Annotated in this window: 21 protein-coding genes; 15 read left to right on the top strand and 6 right to left on the bottom strand. The window is 71.9% G+C overall.

The window, feature by feature from the left end; genetic code table 11:
• Positions 1-10: 10 nt before the first annotated feature.
• Both ABZ172_RS13590 and ABZ172_RS13585 read right to left on the bottom strand, forming a co-directional pair.
• Positions 11-1,810, bottom strand: a complete 1,800-nt coding sequence (locus tag ABZ172_RS13590; protein WP_356883484.1) for an alpha/beta hydrolase — start codon at positions 1,808-1,810, stop codon at positions 11-13.
• Positions 1,807-2,193, bottom strand: coding sequence for a hypothetical protein (locus tag ABZ172_RS13585; protein WP_356883482.1), 387 nt, complete (start codon positions 2,191-2,193; stop codon positions 1,807-1,809). The genes ABZ172_RS13590 and ABZ172_RS13585 overlap by 4 nt, the downstream gene beginning before the upstream one ends.
• Positions 2,194-2,532: 339 nt before the next feature.
• Between ABZ172_RS13585 and ABZ172_RS13580 the strand changes: the two genes are divergently transcribed.
• The 7 genes from ABZ172_RS13580 (at position 2,533) to ABZ172_RS13550 (ending at position 6,041) form a co-directional block, all read left to right on the top strand.
• Positions 2,533-3,177: a histidine phosphatase family protein gene (locus ABZ172_RS13580; RefSeq protein WP_356883480.1), complete on the top strand. Its 645-nt coding sequence runs from the start codon at positions 2,533-2,535 to the stop codon at positions 3,175-3,177.
• A gap of 147 nt (positions 3,178-3,324) precedes the next feature.
• Positions 3,325-4,902, top strand: coding sequence for an adenosine deaminase (locus ABZ172_RS13575; RefSeq protein ID WP_356883478.1), 1,578 nt, complete (start codon positions 3,325-3,327; stop codon positions 4,900-4,902).
• A gap of 149 nt (positions 4,903-5,051) precedes the next feature.
• Positions 5,052-5,258, top strand: a complete 207-nt coding sequence (locus tag ABZ172_RS13570) for a hypothetical protein (RefSeq protein ID WP_356883476.1) — start codon at positions 5,052-5,054, stop codon at positions 5,256-5,258.
• Between the two features lie 9 nt (positions 5,259-5,267).
• Positions 5,268-5,456: a DUF397 domain-containing protein gene (locus ABZ172_RS13565; RefSeq protein WP_356883474.1), complete on the top strand. Its 189-nt coding sequence runs from the start codon at positions 5,268-5,270 to the stop codon at positions 5,454-5,456.
• Entirely contained in the window at positions 5,449-5,610 is a 162-nt protein-coding gene (locus ABZ172_RS13560; RefSeq protein WP_356883472.1) for a hypothetical protein, read from the top strand. Before ABZ172_RS13565 ends, ABZ172_RS13560 begins: the two co-directional genes overlap by 8 nt.
• Positions 5,611-5,620: 10 nt before the next feature.
• On the top strand, positions 5,621-5,809 hold the full coding sequence (locus ABZ172_RS13555; protein WP_356883470.1) for a DUF397 domain-containing protein: 189 nt from the start codon (positions 5,621-5,623) through the stop codon (positions 5,807-5,809).
• Positions 5,802-6,041 (top strand): DUF397 domain-containing protein, encoded by a 240-nt coding sequence (locus tag ABZ172_RS13550; protein ID WP_356883468.1) that lies wholly within the window; start codon positions 5,802-5,804, stop codon positions 6,039-6,041. Before ABZ172_RS13555 ends, ABZ172_RS13550 begins: the two co-directional genes overlap by 8 nt.
• On the opposite strand, the gene ABZ172_RS13545 is transcribed toward ABZ172_RS13550, so the two are convergent.
• Both ABZ172_RS13545 and ABZ172_RS13540 read right to left on the bottom strand, forming a co-directional pair.
• Positions 6,028-6,570: a TetR-like C-terminal domain-containing protein gene (locus ABZ172_RS13545; RefSeq protein ID WP_356883713.1), complete on the bottom strand. Its 543-nt coding sequence runs from the start codon at positions 6,568-6,570 to the stop codon at positions 6,028-6,030. The two genes, ABZ172_RS13550 and ABZ172_RS13545, sit on opposite strands and share 14 nt — an antisense overlap.
• Before the next feature lie 22 nt (positions 6,571-6,592).
• Positions 6,593-7,429, bottom strand: coding sequence for an alpha/beta hydrolase (locus ABZ172_RS13540; protein WP_356883466.1), 837 nt, complete (start codon positions 7,427-7,429; stop codon positions 6,593-6,595).
• A 193-nt stretch (positions 7,430-7,622) separates the two neighbouring features.
• Here ABZ172_RS13540 and ABZ172_RS13535 point away from each other — a divergent pair, with 193 nt between their 5' ends.
• The 8 genes from ABZ172_RS13535 (at position 7,623) to ABZ172_RS13500 (ending at position 18,532) form a co-directional block, all read left to right on the top strand.
• Positions 7,623-10,226, top strand: a complete 2,604-nt coding sequence (locus ABZ172_RS13535) for a polysaccharide lyase family 8 super-sandwich domain-containing protein (RefSeq protein ID WP_356883464.1) — start codon at positions 7,623-7,625, stop codon at positions 10,224-10,226.
• 50 nt (positions 10,227-10,276) lie between these two features.
• Positions 10,277-10,912: a DUF402 domain-containing protein gene (locus ABZ172_RS13530; protein WP_356883462.1), complete on the top strand. Its 636-nt coding sequence runs from the start codon at positions 10,277-10,279 to the stop codon at positions 10,910-10,912.
• A 361-nt stretch (positions 10,913-11,273) separates the two neighbouring features.
• Positions 11,274-11,582, top strand: coding sequence for a hypothetical protein (locus tag ABZ172_RS13525; RefSeq protein WP_138899619.1), 309 nt, complete (start codon positions 11,274-11,276; stop codon positions 11,580-11,582).
• A 186-nt stretch (positions 11,583-11,768) separates the two neighbouring features.
• Complete coding sequence (locus tag ABZ172_RS13520) at positions 11,769-12,635, top strand: hypothetical protein (RefSeq protein ID WP_356883460.1); 867 nt, start codon at positions 11,769-11,771, stop codon at positions 12,633-12,635.
• Complete coding sequence (locus ABZ172_RS13515; RefSeq protein WP_356883458.1) at positions 12,625-13,962, top strand: hypothetical protein; 1,338 nt, start codon at positions 12,625-12,627, stop codon at positions 13,960-13,962. Before ABZ172_RS13520 ends, ABZ172_RS13515 begins: the two co-directional genes overlap by 11 nt.
• Positions 13,959-15,509 carry an SCO6880 family protein gene (locus ABZ172_RS13510; protein ID WP_356883456.1) on the top strand — a complete coding sequence of 517 codons (1,551 nt, stop codon included), beginning with the start codon at positions 13,959-13,961 and terminating at the stop codon, positions 15,507-15,509. Before ABZ172_RS13515 ends, ABZ172_RS13510 begins: the two co-directional genes overlap by 4 nt.
• Before the next feature lie 19 nt (positions 15,510-15,528).
• Entirely contained in the window at positions 15,529-16,947 is a 1,419-nt protein-coding gene (locus tag ABZ172_RS13505) for an ATP-binding protein (protein ID WP_356883454.1), read from the top strand.
• A 1-nt stretch (position 16,948) separates the two neighbouring features.
• Positions 16,949-18,532: a type VI secretion protein gene (locus tag ABZ172_RS13500; protein WP_356883452.1), complete on the top strand. Its 1,584-nt coding sequence runs from the start codon at positions 16,949-16,951 to the stop codon at positions 18,530-18,532.
• A 168-nt stretch (positions 18,533-18,700) separates the two neighbouring features.
• Here ABZ172_RS13500 and ABZ172_RS13495 read toward each other — a convergent pair whose 3' ends face one another.
• Positions 18,701-19,249 (bottom strand): GNAT family N-acetyltransferase, encoded by a 549-nt coding sequence (locus ABZ172_RS13495; protein ID WP_356883450.1) that lies wholly within the window; start codon positions 19,247-19,249, stop codon positions 18,701-18,703.
• A 132-nt stretch (positions 19,250-19,381) separates the two neighbouring features.
• Positions 19,382-20,665, bottom strand: a complete 1,284-nt coding sequence (locus tag ABZ172_RS13490) for an LAETG motif-containing sortase-dependent surface protein (RefSeq protein ID WP_356883448.1) — start codon at positions 20,663-20,665, stop codon at positions 19,382-19,384.
• Positions 20,666-21,080 lie beyond the last annotated feature (415 nt).

Here is a 21,080-nt window from a genome sequence, read left to right as displayed (position 1 = left end):
AGTGAGCCCATCACCGATACTCCTCAGATTTTACTTTCCTGGAAAGCCCCGCAGAGATGAGGGCGATGCTGTTCGCCGAGACAGAATCCCTGACGGGATCAAAATACTGAGAATGCGCATCGATAGAGACACCGCCGCCGCTTACGACGCTTGGACCATCGTCGACAGGAAACCGTCTGGCGCCGAAGGCGCCACTTGCAGGATCTTTCCCGAACCAGAGATCGTCGTCGCCTCGGTCTGCCATGTCACCCACGACATAGGCGAAGGGGCCCGACAGAGCCGCCATGGAACTTGCTGCCACCTGCTGCCTGGCCGGCATCTTTGTTACTACGTCATTTTCAGCCGAACCGACGAACACATGGCCCCTGCCCACTCCGAGTTCCTCGGCACGATCAACGCCCACTCCAGGACTTCCGACCAGGACAATGTCATCGACGCCTGGAATCCCGCCCGCTTGCTGCGTAGCCGCCCCTACGGTCCGAGAACCGTAGGAATGACCGATGGCCGTCATGTGCGGATCACAATTCTCGTTTGTCGCAGATAGCCCTGCAGTAAATTCATTGAAACGCGTACCACCCTGCACTGCGCGTCCATCACCTGCCACAGCGAAACTACTGAAGCCATCGACTAGCTGTGGTGCGTCGTATCCGAGCCATGCAATCACCGCACTAGACGGATCGTGATATCGGGCGCCGATCGCTGTGTCACGCGCACGCTTCAGATCGTTCTTCGCGAAGTCCTCGTCCAGCGAAGTGTTCAGTCCCGGCACATACGCAGCCACATTCCGCGACGTATCGGGGTTCCCGTAAGAAACGATCGCCCGCCCGTTGCCCTCATCGCTGATGCCCAGCAGGAGCATCGGCGGTTCCCCGGGTTTGGGCTCCGCACTCAACTGCCGGTCGATCTCGCGCAGTCCCGCGAGCTGCGTCATCGACTTCTCGTCGTCCCGGCCGTCCAGCTCTCCGATGAGGAGGCGCAGGTTGTCCCGGTTGGCGGCGTCCCGGACCAAGGCGGGGATTCCGTCGAGGTTGCCGATCTGGTCCGGGTACACCGCGAGGTACTCCTCGCGCTGTTCCTGTGTGAGGCCCGCCCACCAGTCGCGCCGTGCCTCGGGAGACGCGTCGTGCGGGATGGCGTCCTCGAGGTAGACCCTCGCCGCGTCCCGTACCTCCGCCGCGTCGCCCGCCGCGTCCTGCCATGTGGAGTCCGGGACCTTCAGGCCCTCCTCCGCCTTCAGCCGGCGCAGGATCCCCGCGTACCGCCAGTCGATCTCGGCCGCCGCACGCACCGCCCCGCACACCCGGTCGGCGATGTCCTGTGCCGTGGCCGCATGGGGGTTCGGCGCGACCAGGCCCGAAGGCGGTGTCAGCCCGGGGGCTCCGCGCGACGACGCGGTACCGCCCCGCAGCGGCGCACCGTCCACGAGCCCTTCGCCGCCCGCCGGATACGTCACCGACCCATCCGGGTGCACCGTGAACTTCAGCGCGGCCGCGTCCTGCAGTGCCTCCGCCAGGACCCGTTGCTGGCGCTTCATCTCGTGGGCGAGGGAGTTCAGCGTCGTACGGAGCAGACCGCACTCGGTGTACACGTACTGGAAGTTGCGGCCCAGCTGCCGGAGCCGGGCCACCGCCCCCTGTGCGGCCTCGCCCTCCTGTGTGTCGCGGAGTCCGGTCAGCAGTTGTTGCTCGATGCGGTCCCGGGCCGCGTCGGCACGGTTGCTCGACCTGCCCCAGCCGTCGGCGGCGCCCTCCAGCTCGGCGCACTTCAGGTCCCGTAACTGCGCCCAGGTCAGGGTCGGCGTCGGCGTCACCGCCGGTCCTCCTCGCGCTCGCACACCCGCGCCGGGCCGAAGGACGACCCGACGGCCTCGTTCGTGCCGCCCTGGACGCGCGCCACGTCCCGCAGTCCGGCGGCCAGGCTGCCGCACTCCCACTGCGCCGCCCTGATCCGCCGCTCCCAGGACTCCCGTACGGCCGCCAGCTCCGCGAGGGCGGTCAGCCGGCCCGCACCCTCCATGAGCCCCTGGTGCGCCGCCCCCAACTCCTGCTGCACCGGCCTGAGATGGGTCACCAACTCGTCCGCGCCCCGCGCGGCCCGCAGCCAGGGTCCGTCGCTGTGCCTCAGCCTCGGCCCGCAGTCGGCTCCGCCCGGCGGCGGTCCCGTCCGGTCGTCCGGCCCCCGCACCACAGTCATCCCCGCTCACCCCGTCGTCTCGATCGCGGAGCGGCACTGTCCCAGACCCGGCGCCTCCGACACGCCGGGCCCACCGGGGGCGCGAGCCGGAGCCCCCTCCCCGTACGGGGCGGTCCTCGCCGGCGTCACCCGAACGCGCGACCCGGAACCGCCCGGAGCCCGGACGTCGTCCACCCCGACACCCACCGAACCGGCCGGGCGACCGGACGGCCAAGAATCCGAACCGGCCGGAAACCCGGACCGGCCGAGCGATCGAGCAGGCCGGACGGCCGGACAGCCGGGCGACAGAACCGTCCCGCCACCGCGCCGGCGAGACGGCCGGACCAGCGAGAGGACCTCATGACCACGGCACGGACCGGGGCGAAGACCGCGCCCCGCTTCCTCTACCTCGCCCGGCACGGCGAGGCGTCCCCCGACGAGACCGATCTGACCGAACGGGGCCGGCGCCAGGCGGCCCTGCTCGGTGAACGGCTCCGGGACGTACCGCTGTCCGCCGTCCACCACGGTCCGCTGCCCCGGGCCGCCCTGACCGCCCGCCTGGTCCACGCGCAGCTGCGGCAGGACGTACCCCTGCGGGCCGCCGAGGAGGCCGGGGACTACGTCCCGTACGTCCCAGGCCGCGCGGAGCTTCCCGAGGAGTCGGCGGACCGGTTCCTCGGCTTCCTGGGACAGTTCCCCGAGGACGAGCGCACCCGCGGCCCGCAGCTGGCGGACGCCGCCCTGGCACGGTTCACCGGAGTGGCGGCCGGTGACGAGCCCCGCCACGAACTGGTCGTCACCCACGCCTTTCTGGTCGCCTGGCTGGTGCGGGATGCCCTCGACGCGCCCGCGTGGCGCTGGATGAGCCTGCAGCACGCCAACGCCGCGCTCACCGTCATCCGGTACACCCCCGGCCGGCCCGCGGCACTGCTCGTGGTCAACGACATGGGCCATCTCCCGGCGGACCTCCACTGGACCGGTTTCCCACCCGGACTGCGCCTCTGAGTCCACTCCCGGAGCCGCCGGTCCCTCCGCTTCCGGTGACGCCCCGGGGCGTTCGGGTGGACCGCCGTCCCGGGATGTCCCTCGGACGGATGGTTTACCGGGTGCTGTCCACGCGGCCCGGGGCCGTCCGAGCCGGTCTTCGTGATCATGCGAGGCGTGATCTCCGTATCCCCCGACTCACGCCCTGCCCGCCGTCTCCTGACGGCCGCAGGGCTCGCCGCGGCCGCCCTGGCCGCGTCCCTGCCCGCCGGAACGACCGCCCGGGCCGCAGCCTCCGCCTCCGACACCGCACCGCGTCCGGCGACCACTGCCGAGGCCCGCACCGCCGCGTGGCTGGAGGCGCACCCGCAGCGGCCCGGGAACTTCTTCCGGGACCTCCCCAAGGGCGGTGACCTGCACAACCACCTCTCCGGTGCGGTGCAGACCGAGTACCTGATCCGGCTCGCGGCCGACGACGGCCTCTGCATCGACGCCACGACGACCGCGGTCGCCCCTCCCTGCGGCACCGGGACCCGGCCGGCCGCCGACGCTCTGACCGATCCCGCCTTCCGGCAGGAGATCGTCCGGGCCTGGTCCATGCAGGACTTCCCGCAGGGGGAGTCGGGCCACGACCACTTCTTCGCCACGTTCGGGAAGTTCAGCGCGGCGACCTCGCACCGCGGCAAGATGCTCGCCGACGTGGCCGGCACCGCGGCGCGGCAGAACCAGTCCTACCTGGAGACCATGGTCAGCCCCGCTTCGGCGGGTGCCAAGCAACTGGCGACCGACGTCGGCTGGGACGCCGACCTGGCCGCCCTGCACCGCAAGCTGCTCGCCGGCGGCCGGCTGGACCAGTTGGTGGCGGACGCCGGGAAGGAAGCCGACACCGCCGACTCCGAGTTCCGCGACACCGCGGGCTGCGCGACCACCACGCCCCGCCCCGCATGCCGGATCACGGTGCGCTGGATCTCCCAGGTCTCGCGCAACAGCGCCCCGGAACGCGTCTTCACCCAGATCGCCCTGGGTCTCCGCCTCGCCGAACGCGACCAGCGGTTCGTCGCCGTGAACCTGGTCCAGCCGGAGGACGGCGAGATCTCCCTGCGGGACTACCGCCTCCACATGCGGATGCTGGACTACCTGCACGGGGTCTACCCGCGCGCCCACATCACCCTGCACGCGGGCGAGCTCGTCCCCGGCCTCGTGAAGCCCGAGGACCTCACCTTCCACATCGACGACGCCGTACGCACCGGCCGGGCCGAACGCATCGGCCACGGCGTCGATCTCGTGCAGGAGGACGACTGGCGCAAGCTCGCCCGCGACATGGCGCGCCGCCAGATCGCCGTGGAGGTACCGCTCACCAGCAACGCGCAGATCCTCCAGGTCGAGGGCGACGACCATCCGTTCCCCGTCTACCGGAAGTACGGCGTACCCGTCGTGCTGTCCACCGACGACCCCGGCATCTCGCGCGGTGACATCGGCCAGGAGTACCGCCGGGCCGCCCTCACCTACGGACTCGGCTACCCGGAGCTGAAGGACCTGGCCCGGGCTTCCCTGGAGTACGCCTTCCTGCCGGGCCGCAGCCTGTGGCGTCCCGACCCCGTGCGCCAGGGCTGGCAGACGGTCCAGGAGTGCCGGGCACCGCAGTCCGCGCGCTGCACCCGTTTCCTCGCCGACAGCCCCAAGGCGCGCCTGGAATGGCGCCAGGAGCAGGCATTCCGGACCTTCGAGTCACGCTACTCCGGCTGACGCACCCACCCCGGGCACGGCGGGACGGTGCACTCCACCCACAGCACCTTCCCGCCCTGCCCGGGCAGCCCACCCCTGATCGGGTAGGCGCCCCAGCTCTCCGCGCACTCCCGCACGAGCTGGAGTCCACGCCCGCGCTCCGCCAGGACATGCGGCTCCTCCGGCACCCCGCTGCAGAACGGAGCCGGGATCTCCGGATCGACACCGCCCGGCTCGTCCAGTCCCACGGCCCGGTGTTCACCGACTTTGAAGCCCAACTGGCCGCGTACCGAATGCTGCTGGAACGGCTCGACGCGGCTGCGCTGCCGACCGGGCAGTCGAGAGACCTCGTGCACACCATCGCCCAGGAACGGTGAGGACCACGAATGACCACGTCGGACTGGCAGAAGTCCTCCTACTGCGCGCAGGGAGAGGCCTGCGTGCACGTCGCGGCCGACCACGGCTCCGTGGCCCTCACCGAGAGCGGCGATCCCGACGGCGCGACACTCCGGACGAGCCCGGCCGCCTGGGCGGCACTGCTCCGCACGGTGAAGGAGACCCACGACCGTGGATGACCTCCCGGCCGGCCTCACCTGGGTCCGGGCCGCACCGGAGGACGCAGAGGCGCAGTTGCAGAAGTACCGCACCCTGTTGAGCAGGATCGAGGACATCGCGCTCGCGCCTGAGAGGTCACGTGACTTCGTCCACACCATCGGCCGGAATCTGTGAGGGAACAGCAATGGCCACACTCGCATGGCAGAAGTCGTCCTACTGCGCCCAAGGCAACTCGTGCGTACACGTCGCAGCCGACCACGGCTCCGTGGCCCTCACCGAGAGCGGCGATCCCGACGGCGCGATACTCCGGACGAGCCCGGCCGCCTGGGCGGCACTGCTCCGCACGGTGAAGGAGACCCACGGCCGTGGGTGACCTCCCGGCCGGCCTCACCTGGGTCCGGGCCGCACCGGAGGGCGCGGAGGGGCCGGGTCCCTGGATCGAGATCGCGTTCGGCCGCGGGGGGCTCGTGCACCTGCGCGAGACGGGCGATCCCGGGACGGTGGTGACCACCACGGTCCAGAAGTGGGAGGCGTTCACCCGGGGCGTCGTGGCCGGCGAGTTCGATCACTTCGCCGAGCCCACGACCCCGCTCACCGAGCGCTGACGTTCCGCAGGCCCCGGTCGGCGAAGGCGATCAGCCAGTCGAGGCTCTCGTCGACGTCGGCGCTCCAGCGGAAGCCGCCGCCCGCCTGCAGGGTCGCGAACCCGTGGAAGAGACTGCGGAGTGTGCGCAGGGCGTGGTCCACGTCGGTCTCGGCGATCTCGTAGCCGCGCAGCACCGCGACGAACGCGTCGAGCAGCCGGCCGGACGCGACGGCCAGCGGGTCGTCGGGCCCGGTGGGTTCCTGGCCCAGCGTGGCGGCGTAGCGGCCGGGGTGCTCGACGACGTAGGCGCGGAAGGAACGCGCGGCCGCCGCCAGCGCGTCGCGGCCCGCGTAGCCCTGGACCGCGACGCCGACGGCCTCGGCGGCCTCGGCCATCGCCAGTTCCGCGATCCGCCGGTTGAGGTCCTCCAGACCGCTCACGTGCTTGTACAGGGACGGGGTGCGGACGCCCACCCGCTCCGCCAGCAGCCCCATCGTCAGGTGGGCGAGGCCCACCTCGTCGGCGAGGGCGGCACCGGCGGCGACCACGGCGGCCGGGTCCAGGCCGGCCCTAGGCACGGGCCGCGTCCGACCGGAGGAAGGCCAGCACGAGCGCGACCACCCGGTCGGGGAACTGGTCGTGGGGATAGTGCCCGGCACCCTCGATCATTTCGAGCCGTCCGAGGCCGGACGGCAGGGCGTCCACGATCGCGGAGCCCTCACCGTGCGGGTCGGCCCAGTCGGGGTCGAGCGTGCCCATCACGACGAGGACCGGGCAGCGGACGTTGCCGAGCTGCGCGCCGGCGTCGACCGGGGCGCTGCGGCCCATGCCCTGGAAAGCCTTCATCCGTCCCGGCTCGCGCAGCAGGGACTCGATGCGGCCGATCCGCTCCGTCCAGTCGGCCGGCTTCGCACCGGGGTAGGCCACGTCGAGGTACGAGAGCCAGAGGGGCACACTGCCGAACAGCCCCGCACCGAGCAGGCGCAGCATCCCCTGCCGGAAGCGCTTCACCTTCAGGTCCGCCAGGCCGGGGGACTGCTTGCGGGTGAAGGGCGCCAGTTCGACGATCCCGGTGACCAGCGAGGGCTCCAGGGCGGCGGCCACGGTGGCGGCGCCACCGGAGATCGAATGGCCGACGATCACGGCCGGGCCGCCCAGGTGGCGGATCACGGCGAGCAGGTCGCCGGCGAGGGCGGTGCGGGTCCAGACCGGCCAGTCGGCCCCGGACTCACCGCAGCCGCGCAGGTCGACCGCCGCGACCCGGTACCCCGCCGCCACCAGCGGCGGGATCACCTCGCGGTACGCGGCCCGGCTGTCGCCCATGCCGTGCGCGAGGACGACCAGCGGGCCCGAACCCGCCACCTCGTAAGCGAGCGTGCCACCGTCGACGGCGAGGTACTCGGACACGGCATCCTCCAGAAGTTCAGCTAATGTTCTTAGCTAAGAGCTAATTCAATTAGCCTCCACTGTCAACGACGCCTCGCCCCGCCCGCGCCCCGCAGCCGTCCGAGCCGCACGGCCGTTGACACCCGGGAGAGACCGTTGGTTGGCTGGGTGCACGGGCAACAAGCGCTTGAAGGCCGGACTTTGGAGCGTGCCGATGGAGCTCTCACGTCGTTCCGCACTGTCCGTGATCCCCGCCGCCACGCTCTGGACGATGTCCCAGGCGCTGCGGGCCGAGGCGGCCCCCCGGCGCGAGCCGCCCGCCACCGCCGGCGCCACCACGGCGTCGGCCCCACCGCCACCGGCCGAACCGGCCGGCAGCTCGGCCGCCCTCCTCCGCAACACCCTCGCGGTCCTCGCCGGCACCACCGCGTCCAACGCCCGCCCCGAGGTCGCCCCGAAGCTCGCCGCCCTGCGGGCCACCGCGCTCACCCGGCTCGCGGCGATGGACCGCGCCGGGCAGGACGAACTCTTCGCGGGCGTACCGCTCGGCACCAGCGACCCCCACCTGAGCACGACGTACCAGTACCTCTACGAGATCGCCCTCGCCACCCGCCTGCCCGGCACCGACCCCTCCGGACCGCTCGCCGGCCCGACGGTCCGGAGGCGGGTCGCCGACAGCCTCGCCCGGCTCCACGACGACTGGTTCGGCGATCAGTCGAAGGGCTACTACGGCAACTGGTTCCACTGGGAGATCGGCATACCGGGCCACGCCACCCGCACCCTGCTCCTCCTCCGCGACGAGCTCACCGCACACCGGCCCGAGCTCACCGCGACGTACGTCGCCACCATGGACGCCTACCTGCGCCACGGCAAGGACGGCGACGTCGACCTCGACTCCCGCTTCCACACCGGCGCCAACCTCGCCGACATCACCGCCAACCGGATCCTCCAGGGCGCCCTGCTCGGGGACGAGGCCCGCATCACCAAGGCCCTCGCCGACCAGCTGACCGTCTTCGCGACCGTCGACCCCTACCGGCCGCGCCACGGGGTGACCGACGGCTTCTACGCCGACGGCTCCTTCGTCCAGCACGGCTCCGTCGCGTACACCGGCTCCTACGGCAAGGGACTGCTCACCCGGATCGTCCAGACCATCAAGATCCTCGACGGCACCGGCCACCTCCCCGACGACAGCCTGCCCGGCGTCGTGCGGGGCTGGATCGCCGACGGCTTCGCCCCCCTCATCTTCGAGGGCTGGATGATGGAGATCGTCAAGGGACGCGCGGTCTCACGGACGGGCACCGGGTACGACGACGTCACCGCCGTCGTGGAAGCCGTCGTCGACCTCTCCGCCCACACGACCGGCAGCGACGCCGAAACACTCCGGGCGTACGTCAAACACCTCGGGCAGACCTCGAAAGCGGGTCTCGACCCCACCGCCTTCACGTCCCCCGTCAGCATCGCCCGCTACGCCGACATCCTCGACTCCCCCGTACCCGCACGGGACATCGGCCCCTCCGCCGCGCACGCCGCGTACAACGCGATGGACCGGACCGTGCACCGCCGGCCGGGCTACGCCTTCGCACTCGCCCGCAGCTCCGCGCGCACCAGCATGTACGAGTACATGAGCGGCGAGAACCTGATGCCCTGGTTCCAGGGCACCGGCGCCCACCACCTGTACCTGTCCGGCGCGGACCAGCGGCAGGCGTTCGGCGTCGACTACGTCACCGCCGTCCGGCCCGACCGGCTCGCGGGCGTCACCGCACCGGCGGAGACCCGGCTCACCGTGCCCGAGGCGTACGGCAGCCTCTGGTACGACAACCCCGAACGCGGCTTCACCTCCTCGTCCGAGGCGCAGAACACGTACGTCTACTTCCCGCGCGCCACCCAGGAGTTCTCCGGCGGCGCCCGCCTCGGCGCCTACGGAGCGGCCGGACTCGTGCTGTCCGACGACGCCGCGTACGCCGCCCGGCAGGCCGGCACCCTGCCCGAGGACTTCGTCGCCTACCGCGCGGCGCGCGCCACCCGGTCCTGGTTCATGTTCGACGACGAGATCCTCGTCCTCTCCGCGGGCGTGACCGGATCGGCGGGCCGCGGAGTCACCACCACCGTCGACAGCCGCATCGCCGACCCCTCCTCCCCCGTCGCCGTCACCGGCTGCCTCCACGACGGCTCGCCCTGGCCACGCAACGGGACCACCCCGCCGGCCTGGCTGCGGTACACGGACGACGGACAGCGGACCGCGGTCGGTTACGTCTTCCTGGCCGGCCCGCCCCCGGTCGTCGCACTCGGCACGGTCACCCGCAGCCGCCGCCTCGTACGCCTCGCCAACGCGGACACGGCGGTGACCAAGCAGGTCTTCACCCTCACCTACGCACAGCCACCCGGAACACGGCCCACCGCCATGGCGCACGCACTCGTCCCGAACGCCTCCGCACGGGACCTGGCGGCCTACACCCACGGCCCGCTCGCCGTCCTCTCCAATATGGAACACCTGCAGGCGGCGGCCCACACCGGGCTGGGCATCACCGCCGCCAACGCCTTCACCGCGGGCACCCACCGGGCGGGACGCCTCTCGATCGACGGCCCGGCGAGCGTCCTGCTGCGCCGTACCGCGGGCGGCACCTACGCACTCGCGGTGTCCGACCCCACGACGACGCGGCGCACCGTGTCGGTCACCCTCCACGGCCGCCCGCTGCGGAGCGTGGCGGCGGACACCGGCATCCGCGTCCACCACGTCCCGGGCGGCACCCGCCTCGACGTCACCACCCACCACGCCTACGGCCGCAGCTTCACGGCAACGCTGAGGGAACGGACCTGAGGGAGCGGACCTGAGGGAGCGGGGGCGGACCTGAGAACGGGACGGGTGCGGTGAGGGCGGAGGCCGGGCAGATCCTCCGGTGGAACCTCTTCATCGGGGGCCACCTGAGCTCCTCCGTGCCCGTACGCCTCGTCCGGCGCACCGACGCGGGCCAGTGGGTGTGGCTGGAGTCCGGCACCCCGATGTGGCGGACCACGCTGCCCCGGCGGACGCACCTGCGGGACATCCCGCCCGAGGCCCGCTCTCCGCACGGCTACCCGGTCAGGGCCGGCCGGTGGCCCCGGGGCAGCGCCCTCATCCACCAGCCGACGGGAGCGGGACACGCGGTGTTCTGGTTCTTCGGCCGCGGCCACGACTTCCGCGGCTGGTACGTGAATCTGGAGCACCGGATCCACCGCGGCGAGGACATCGACGTGGCGGATCACGAACTCGACGTCGTCGTGGCCCCGGACCGCGGCTGGCGATGGAAGGACGAGCGGTCGTTCGCCGAGAAGACCGGGCACCCCGCCTACTGGTCGGCGGAGGAGGCGGTGGCGATCCGCACCGAGGGCCGGCGCGTGACCCGGCTCGCCGAGGCCGGAGCGTTCCCGTTCGACGGCTCCTGGTGCACCTTCACGCCCCCGCCGCACTGGACGAGGCCGCCCCGGGGCCCGGCACCCGCGCACACCGTGCTCCGCGCCCCGTAGACACCGACCGCACCGCACCCGGCGCCTGACGGCGCGTCGGCCGGGGCCACCGGCGCACGCACCGCACTCGAACAGCGCGTACGAACGGCCGGTGCGCGGTGAACGCACCAACCGCATCCGGAACCCATGGCCACCGTCGTTGCTAGCGGTCACACCGCGTGATACACAGAGTGACCATGCACATGCGGGCGGATTCCGGTGCGAACCGCAGGTCACAGCGGTTCGCCCGGTCAAACGTGCGAGATCCGGGTAAAGAGACCCGGGAAGGCGTCGTGCGATGCCGGTTTCATCAGCGAAGATAGAGACTGACCCGTGTCGCACGGCACGGGCTGCGAACTACCCAACAGGGGCGGTGACTTACATGAACCTTGCGGCTGAGAAGGGCGACATCACCACCATCATCGGCGGAATCGCCCCCAACTGGGGGCCGTTCGGGACGCTGGGCAACGAGGCGCGCATCATGATCGAGGTGGTGATGGCGGTCGCCATCCTCCTCTGCCTCGGCATCGCGATCTGGGGCGCCGCGAAACAGCGGATCGGCGCGACGGCGCTGCGCGACACCTTCAGCGCGGAACAGGGCAAGGGCCTGATCGTGGCAGGGCTGACCGGCGTCTTCATCATCGGCTCGCTGGGCACACTGTTCACCATCGTCTACGGAATGGCCGTCTGACCCACCGCCGGGCCGTCACCCTGCCCCGGGCCCGTCCCGGGCCCATCCCACCCCACCCGTCCGTCGTGCCCACCGGCAGAGGTCGTCTCCCCTGATGTCGAGTCACCACACCGCGCCCACGCGGAAACCAGCAGCGCTACCGTCGTCGTACGCGGAACTGCACACGGCTGAGGGGGCGTACGCGGCATGAGCCAGGGCGACGAGCGCGGATACGGCGGACACGAGCCGGGAAACCGCAACGACGACGCGTACAGCACCCTCGGCGGGACGCGCCAGACACGCACCCGCCTGCCCGACGGCGAGGAGGGCGAGGGCTACGCCCGCCGCCCCGTCCGGAACTCCCGCTCGCTGATCATGGTGGTGGGCGTCGTGGTGCTGCTGATCGCGGCGATCGCGTTCGCGAACCAGGGCGGGGGCGGCGGCTCGGACGGCGCCAAGGAGAAACCCTCGGACGCGGCAGGCGCGGGCCCCACCGCCGCGACGGGCACCAAGCCGGTCCCGGGCAGGAACGGCACGATCGCATCGGGCTTCGCGCACGACGAGCAGGGGGCGCAGAGCGCGGCGGCGAACTACGCGGTGGCGCTGGGATCCGCAGAGATGTTCGACAAGACGAAGCGGGACGGCATCCTGGAGGCCACCCACGACCCGGCCGTCGTGGCTGCTCTCCAGGCCGACATGGCCAAGGCGTATTCCGCCGGCTTCCTCTCGAACGTCGGCCTGAACGAGGACGGCAGCACACCCGGCGGACTGACGTTCGTCTCCAGAACCGTTCCCGTGGGTACGAAGGTGACGGCCCGGAGCGCGGATGCCGCGACCGTGGAGGTCTGGTGCACAGGTCTCGTCGGAATGGCGGGGGACGGATCCACCAAGCCCGTGACCGCCACCTGGTTCACCCTCACCGAGAAACTCAAGTGGGTCGGTGACGACTGGAGGATCGAGTCGTCGAGCCAGGCGGAGGGGCCGACACCCGTCAACGGCGACAACCGAGCTTCGACTGCGGACGACATCGCTGGTGCGGTTCAGGGATACGGAGGCTTCACCTATGCCCGATAGCCGAAGGTTCCGCACCCTCTCGCTCATGGGGCTGCTGGGCAGCTTCCAGGCGACGCTGCTGGCACTCGCCTCCCGTGCCTCCGCAGCTCCGACACCGACTCCCTCGCCGAGCGGGAGCGACAACCCCTGTGACCTGATCGTCGGATTGGCCAAGGACTACTGCGAGGACGGCGAAGCCGGATCCGGCGCCCGCAACACACCCCTCGTGGCCGACGCCTCGGACCCCCTCACCTCGCTGGCCCGCGGCTGCGCCGACGCCGCCGCCTACATCGTGGGCAAGCTCAGCGAGGCCGTGGAGAGCACCGCGACCGTCGACTTCACCAACTCCACGTTCCGCACCCAGTACGCCGTCGTCTTCGCGGCGTCCACCATCCTCACCCTGGTCCTGTGGCTCTTCGCCGTGGCCAAGCGCGCGATCCGCGGGGTGCCGTTCACCACCGCGATCTCGGAGGCCATCGGCTTCCTGTGGCTCACGGTGCTGGCCTCGGCCTTCACCCCGCTCATCCTCTACGTGGTCGTCTCCGCCACCGACGGCGTCACCCAGGTGATCTCCACCGCGACGGGCGGCCAGTCCGACGTCTTCTTCGGGTCGTTCGCCGAGGCGCTCAAGAAGGGCACCGACATCGGCGGCGGGCCGATCATGCTGATCGTCGTCTCGCTCGTGTCGATCGTCGCCGCCGGCGTCCTGTGGCTGGAGCTCGTGATCCGGGCCGCCCTGCTCTACGTGGGCGCCCTGCTGGGTGTCGTCGTGTACTCCGGGCTCGTCGACAAGAACATGTGGGGCCATGTCCGCCGCTGGGCGGGCATCATGATCGCCGTGATCATGGTGAAACCGGTCATCGTCATCGTGCTCGGGCTCGCCGGGGCACTCTCCGCGGACGACGGCCCCAACGCGTTCTCAGCCGTCGTGTCCGGTCTCGCCATCATCCTGCTGGCCATCTTCGCCTCCGCCATGATCTACCGCTTCGTCCCCGGCTTCGGCGACGAGATCCAGGGCGCCCGCACCAACCTCAAGCAGGCCACCGACGGCTCACAGGCCGCCGCGATGATCAGCTCGCCCGCCGCGCTCGTCTCGCAGGGCATCAAGACCCACAGCGGCCGCGGTGGCGGCGGTGAGGGCGGTGGTGGGGGCGGCGCACGCCCCGCCAACCCGGTCAGCGGCGGTGTCGCCGCCCACAGCACCCGTAACTCCGGTGGAGGCGGCGGCTCCGCCCCGTCGCCCCGCAGCGGTTCCGGACCCACCTCCGGCACCCCCCACGGCAGCCGCCCCGCGCGAGGCGGTTCAGGCAACACAGGCAGCACGAGCACAGGAGGTGGAGGGCGGTGACGACCCAGGCCCACACGATCACGCCCCGCCGCACGTATCTCATCGGCCGCGCCCGGCCGAACGCGATCGTCGGCAAGAACCGCGAGACGGGCGAGATCGCGCTGATCATCCTCGGGGCCTTCCTCGGCATGATGAGCGGGCTCCTCGTCCCCGCCCTGTCCTTGCGGATCGTGTCCCTCGTGGGCTTCCCCGCCCTTGCCCTGGCCGTCGTGTACGTCCCCTACAAGGGCCGCACCTTCTACAAGTGGTTCGAGATCAACCGCAGCTTCAAGCGCACCCTCCGCCGCGGCACGGCCTACCGCTCCGCCGCCATGGAGGCCGGCATCGGCGCCGACGGGCGCGAGGTCGAGATCGGGCCGCCGCCGGGCATCGGCAGGATCAGCTGGCTCGCCGCACCGTTCGGCCCGGACGAGATCGCCGTCCTGCTGCACGCCGACCGGCGCACGGTCACCGCCGCCATCGAGATCGAGGGACCCGGGGTCGGCCTCCGCGACAGCGAGGACCAGGAAGCCCTGGTCGACCGCTTCGGCACCCTCCTCAAGCACGTGGCCAACGGCGACGGCTTCGTGACGCGCCTCCAGATGCTGGCCCGCACCCTGCCCGCCGACCCCGACGCACACGCCAAGGACGTCGCCCAGCGCGGCGACAGGTCCGCACCGGACTGGCTCCAGGACTCCTACGACCAGCTCCAGTCGATGGTGTCCACCTCCAGCGAGCAGCACCGCGCCTACCTCGTCGCCTGCATGCACTACGGCCGCGACCTGGCCGCCGAGGCCAACGCCATGGCCCGCGCCATCCGGCCCCAGGGCGGCCGCAAGGTGGACCGCGACGCGGGTCTCGCCGTCGTCATGGCGCGCGAGCTCACCGACATCTGCGCACGGCTCGCGGAGGCCGACATCCGGGTCCGCCAGCCCCTCGGCCAGAGCCGGCTGGCCTCCCTCGTGCACTCGATGTACGACCCGGACCACCCCATCGACCACATCCAGGCCATGACGAAGCGCAACGCCTGGCCGGCCGAACTCGACGCCGTCGAGCCCACGTTCCTCCAGGCCAAGACCCGCGAGTCGACGACGCGCGCCCCCTGGTGCCACGCCACGGCCTGGGTCAAGGAATGGCCGATGACCCCGGTGGGCGTGAACTTCCTGGCGCCCCTCCTCGTCCACACCCCGGACGTGATCCGCACCGTCGCCGTCTGCATGGACCTCGAACCCACCGAGATCGCCATCGAGCGGATGCTGACCGAGAAGACCAACGACGACGCCGAGGCGAGCCGCCAGGCCAAGATGAACCGCACGGTCGACCCCCGCGACATCGCCGCCCACGGACGGCTGGACCAGCGGGGCGAGGACCTGGCGAGCGGCGCCGCCGGAGTCAACCTGGTCGGCTACCTCACCGTCTCGTCCCGGTCCCCCGAGGCACTCGCCCGCGACAAGCGGACGATCCGGGCCTCGGCCGGCAAGTCGTACCTGAAGCTGGAGTGGTGCGACCGGGAGCACCACCGCGCCTTCGTGAACACCCTGCCGTTCGCCACCGGCATCCGTCGCTAACCGAGAGGGCAGTCACGCCATGCGAGATCCGCTGTCCGCGCTGTCGGATGCCTTCACCGCCTTCCTCTTCGGCAGCGTGGAGACGACCCGGCTCCCGGTACGCACGTCGACGGGCCAGGCCCAGGCCGTCTACCTGCCGACCGCCGCACCCGGCCTCGGCGACTCCGGCGTGATCATCGGGCGTGAGGTGTACTCGGGCAAGGGCTACATCTACGACCCGTTCCAGCTGTACGGGCAGCAGCTCCCCGCCCCGCACTGGCTGGTGCTCGGCGAGTCCGGCAACGGCAAGTCCGCGCTGGAGAAGACCTACGTGCTGCGCCAGCTCCGGTTCCGCGACCGCCAGGTCGTCGTCCTGGACGCCCAGGGCGAGGACGGGGTCGGCGAGTGGAACCTCATCGCCCAGGAGCTGGGCATCACGCCCATCCGGCTCGACCCGACCGCCGCGCTGAACGACGGGATCCGGCTCAACCCCCTCGACCCGTCGATCACGACGACCGGACAGCTGGCCCTGCTCCGCACGATCATCGAGGTCGCCATGGGGCATGGCCTCGACGAACGTTCCGGCTTCGCGCTCAAGGTCGCGCACGCCTACGTCAACGACACCATCACCGAGCGCCAGCCGGTCCTGATGGACATCGTGGAACAGCTCCGCCACCCGAAGCCGGAGTCCGCCGAGGCGATGAACGTGGACATAGACGACGTACGGGCCTGGGGCCTGGACGTCGCCCTCGTCCTGGACCGTCTCGTCGACGGTGACCTGCGGGGCATGTTCGACGGACCGACCACGATCGGCATCGACCTCGACGCCCCGCTGATCGTCTTCGACCTCTCGCACATCGACCGGAACTCCATCGCCATGCCGATCCTCATGGCGATCGTCGGCGTGTGGCTGGAGCACACCTGGATCAGGCCCGACCGGAAGAAGCGCATCTTCCTCGTCGAGGAGGCCTGGCACATCATCAACTCGCCCTTCGTCGCCCAGCTCTTCCAGCGCCTGCTGAAGTTCGGCCGCCGGCTCGGCCTGTCCTTCGTGGCGGTCGTCCACCACCTCAGCGACGTCGTCGACGGCGCGGCGGCGAAGGAGGCGGCGGCCATCCTGAAGATGGCCTCCACCCGCACGATCTACGCCCAGAAGGCCGACGAGGCGAGAGCCACGGGCAAGGTCATCGGCCTGCCCCGGTGGGCCGTCGAGATCATCCCGACGCTGACCCCGGGCATCGCCGTGTGGGACGTCAACGGCAACGTCCAGGTCGTCAAGCACCTGATCACCGAGGCCGAACGCCCCCTGGTCTTCACCGACCGCGCGATGACCGAGGGTTCCGCCGCGGACCTGCTCCCCGACGACGTACGCGCCGCGGAGCTGGAGGCGGAGCAGCGGGCGGCGCGGATCGAGCACCAGCAACGGCTGAACGAGTCGTCCGAGTCAACGGTGGCATGACATGGCACGGCAGGCACCCACGGGTCCGGGACGCGGCGAGGGCCAGGGAGGCGTCCCGGACGGCCTGCTGATCGGTCTCCTCGCCTTCCTCTTCGGCCTGACGGTCCTGGCGTGGACGGCGACGGGCCTGGCGGGGCTGTTCACCCACGGGGGCTGGCCGGACGGCGTCACGTTCACCCGGACCCCCCTGGCCCTGCGCGCCCTCGCCGTCGGCCCGACGGACCTGCCGGCCGCCTGGCCGGACACCCCGCCCGGCGACCTCTCCGGATACGGCCTGTTCTGGGGCCTGTTCATCGGCGAAGTGATGGTCCTGCTGGTCCTGACGGTCTTCGCGATGGGCGTGCTGACGCGCTGGCGGCTGGTGCGGAAGCAGCGCCACGCGGACCGGGCCCCGCACACCCCCGTACCGCCGGAGGCGGACCGGGCCCCCGCACACCGGACGACACCCGCCGAGGCCCCCTCTCCCACCCCGGTCGAGGCAGCCCCCGCCCCGGTCGAGGCGATCCCCGCAGCGGCGGCCGGCGCGACGGCCCCCGTGCCCGCGACCGGCGCACCCCTCGGACCACCCGCCCCGGACCCCGCACGGGCCGCCCCCGCCGAGGCCCTCGCCGCGTACGCCCGCGAGAGCGCCCCGCTGCTCCCCACCCCCCGCGCACCCCACGTCCTCTACGGCACGTCCGCCACGCGCCGCCCGGCCGTCGTCCGGGCCGTCCGGGACGCCGACGGCCCCGCCCTCGTCGTGACCTCGGACCCGACCGTCTGGGCCGAGACGAAGGACGCCCGCAGCAAGCTGGGCCCGGTCCTCGTCTACGACCCGGGCCATCTCTGCGACACACCGGCCCGTCTCCACTGGGCACCCACCGCGGGCTGCGAGGACCCCGCCACCGCGGCCTCACGGGCCGCCGCGCTCCTCACCCCGGTACGCCCGCAGGCCCGCATCGACGCGGCCGTGGCCGACACCGCCGAGACCCTGCTCCGGTGCTGGCTGCACGCCGCCGCCGTGGACGGCCGCCCCTTCCGCCAGGTCCACCGCTGGGCGTCCGGCTCCGGGGGCCACGAACCGGTGCGCCTGCTCCGTACGCACCCCAAGGCCGCCGCCGGGCAGGCCGGTCTCCTGGAGTCCGCGCTCACCGCCCATCCCGAACGCCGGGACGCGGCGACGGAACTGATCCTGCGTGCGCTCGCCGCCCTCTCGTCGGTCCACATCCGTGACGCATGCACACCCAACCGATCCGATGCGCTCGTACTGGATTCCTTTGCCCGCGAGGGGGGAACCCTCTATGTGGTCGGCGAGCCCGTCGAGGACCCTCGCCACCGCCCCGGTGCGATGCCCCTGCTCACCGCACTCGCCTCGCACGTGGTCGAGCACGGCCGCCGCATGGCCGCACGGTCAACCGACGGTCGGCTCGACCCACCAATGACACTCGTCCTGGACGACGTCGCGGCCGTCGCGCCGCTGCCCCAGCTCCCGGACCTGCTGTCGTCCGGCGAGGCCCGGGGCATGACCACCCTGGTCCTGCTCCGCTCCGAGGAACAGGCCCGGTCCCGCTGGCGCGACCCGCTGCCGGCCCCCGGACAGCACTGACCCACCGCGCCCCGTCCGGGCGCCCCGCACACCCACCACCGACGCCCGCACTGCTCGACCCACCGGGCGCCGGCGCCCCTGCGCGACGCGGGTGACCTGCGGGACCTGCGGGACCTGCGGGACCGAGGTGATCACGGGCGGGACCGCTCCCCGCGGACGTCCCGCGTCTCAGCGGCGGATCTCGTACTCCCACTGCAGCGAGGCCGCGTCGCCCTCCATCGGCAGCGCCCGCCCGGTCGGCGTGAAGCCGATCCTGCGATAGGCGGCCACGGCACGTGCGTTGGCCTCGTGGGCGTGGAGCCGGACGCGTTCCAGCGGCGGCCCGCTCAGCGACCAGGACCAGTCGATCGCCGCACGCAGCAGCGCGTCCACCACTCCGCGGCCCCGGTGCCCCGGCCGCACGAACACCCCCACCAGGTGGGTCTGGCCGACCTCGGCCGCCTCGCCGAAACCCGGCTCGCCCGCGGGCCTCTCCACGAGCGCGGACACCGTCCCCGCCCACTCACCGTCGGCCGCCTCCGCGACGAACTGACGGCTGTGCTCCCCCGAGGCGGCCCCTGCCGTCCGCTCCCGCCAGAACACGTCCGGCTTGGTCAGGGCCTGCTCGTACGTCTCCAGATAGGCGATCGGGGCGGCCGGGTCCTGCAGGGCCGCCAACCGGATCTCCTTGGCCCGCTCCCACTCCTCGGCCCGCACCGCACGCACCACGTAGTCCATCCGCCGATCGTGCCCCGCCGGTCCCACCACGGCAAACGAGAATCCGGGAAGGGCCGTACGGCGACGGGCCCGGCACCGTCAGGTGCCGGGCCCGTCGCACGGTCCGGAGCGGCCGGTGCACCGGCTCACGCCTCAGACGCGGGAACCGTCCTTGCGCCGGCGTACGGCGAAGACCGCGCCGGCCCCGATCGCCAGGGCGGCACCGCTCGCGAGCGCGAGCTGCTGCGTGGCGGAGGACGAGCCCGTGGCCGCCAGGCTGCCCCCCACGGGCACGGCCGACGCGGCACCCTGCGGCCTGAGGTCCGCGGTGTCGCGCCCGGTCGGGGCGGGCACCGCGTCCTCGACCTTGCCGGGCTTGCTGCCCGCGGCGGCGATCAGGAACTCGTAGCCTTCGAGGTCCGGGCTTCCCCCGCAGCTCCCGTCCTCGTTCCAGTAGTCACCGGCGACGAAGGTCACGCCGTTGCCCGCCGGGGCCGACGCGTCGACCGAGAGACGCAGCTTCACATCGACGTGGGCACCGCTCTTCAGCGCGCTGACCGGGTCGATGTAGTTCTCGTTGTCGACGTTCTGCCACTTCGCGGACGAGCCGGACGACCACTGCAGGTGCACCAGATCGTCGAGCACCTTGCGCCCGCTCCTGTCCGTGGCGTGGAGATAGACGAACGGGAACACCTCGTCCAGGGTCTTGCCGGTGCCATTGGTGACCCGGAGCCCGAAGGTGACCTTCGTGCCGGCGACCACCGTGGACGGGAGCCCCGTGACCTCCGTGGTCAGCTCGGTGGTCGGAACGCAGTCCTCGTCGTCCTCGCCCTCCCCGGCGGCTTCCTCCTCCGCCTTGGCCAGCGCCGCGTCGGCGGCCTTCTTGTCGGCGAGGGCGGCCTCGGTGGCGTTCTGCGCCAGGTGCAGCGCCCTGAGGACTGCGACCCGTTCGTCATCGCGGGCCTTGACGGCCTTCCCGGCCTCGGCGTCCGCGGCGGTCTTCGCCGTGGCGGCGCCGGCGGCGGCCGCCTCGGCCTCGGTGAGGGCCGTCTCCGCGTCGGCCCGCTCCTGGTCGGTGGACTCCTCCGACAGGGCGTCCAGCACGGCCCGGGCGTCGAGGACCGTCTGGTCGGCGACGGCCTTCGCGGTGGCGGCGTCGGCCGCCGCAGCCGTGGCCTCCGCCGCGTCCAGAGCCAGCGGGTTGCTGTCGGCCATGACCAGCTCGACGGCGGCCTCAGCGGCGCTCTCGGCCTCCACCGCCTCGTCGTACACCTTCTTCGCCGCTGTCGCGGCCTTCTCCAGTTCCGCGATCGACGGCTTCTCCTGCGTCTGGGACGCCGGCCTGCCCTCGGCGAACGCGGGACCGGCCGACAGCATGAGGACGGGCGCGGTCACCGCGGTGGCGACAGCTGTGGCAAGAATGCGGCGGATCTTCACGTGAGCCCTTCGAGGTCCGGACAGAGAGGAAGGGGTCGCAGCGGAATGGGGCACACAGATGCGACTCGACGTGATCGTAGATCCGTCATGGGCGCGGGACGGCACGGGTTTTCCACCGGTTCCGACCGGAACGCGATCATCCGCAGAGACAGAAAAGACGAATGGGTGCAGTTGCCTTCACTTCCTGTGCTTTCGCTGTGAGGAAGGCCACATGCCGAGATGCCACCCCGTCGCAGCGGGCCGGCGCTCTCGCGGGCTGCTCCGGCATCCGGTGGTCGTGGTGACCGGTCCCGGAACGCAGAAAAGCCCCGTGCCACAAAGGCACGGGGCTTTCCCGGAATAATTGTTCGGCGGCGTCCTACTCTCCCACAGGGTCCCCCCTGCAGTACCATCGGCGCTGAAAGGCTTAGCTTCC

The organism is Streptomyces sp. NPDC006296 (genome assembly GCF_040613235.1).
Classification (GTDB): Bacteria; Actinomycetota; Actinomycetes; order Streptomycetales; family Streptomycetaceae; genus Streptomyces.
Note: the sequence above shows the minus strand (reverse complement) of the source record. Positions and strands in the feature narration are given on the sequence as shown.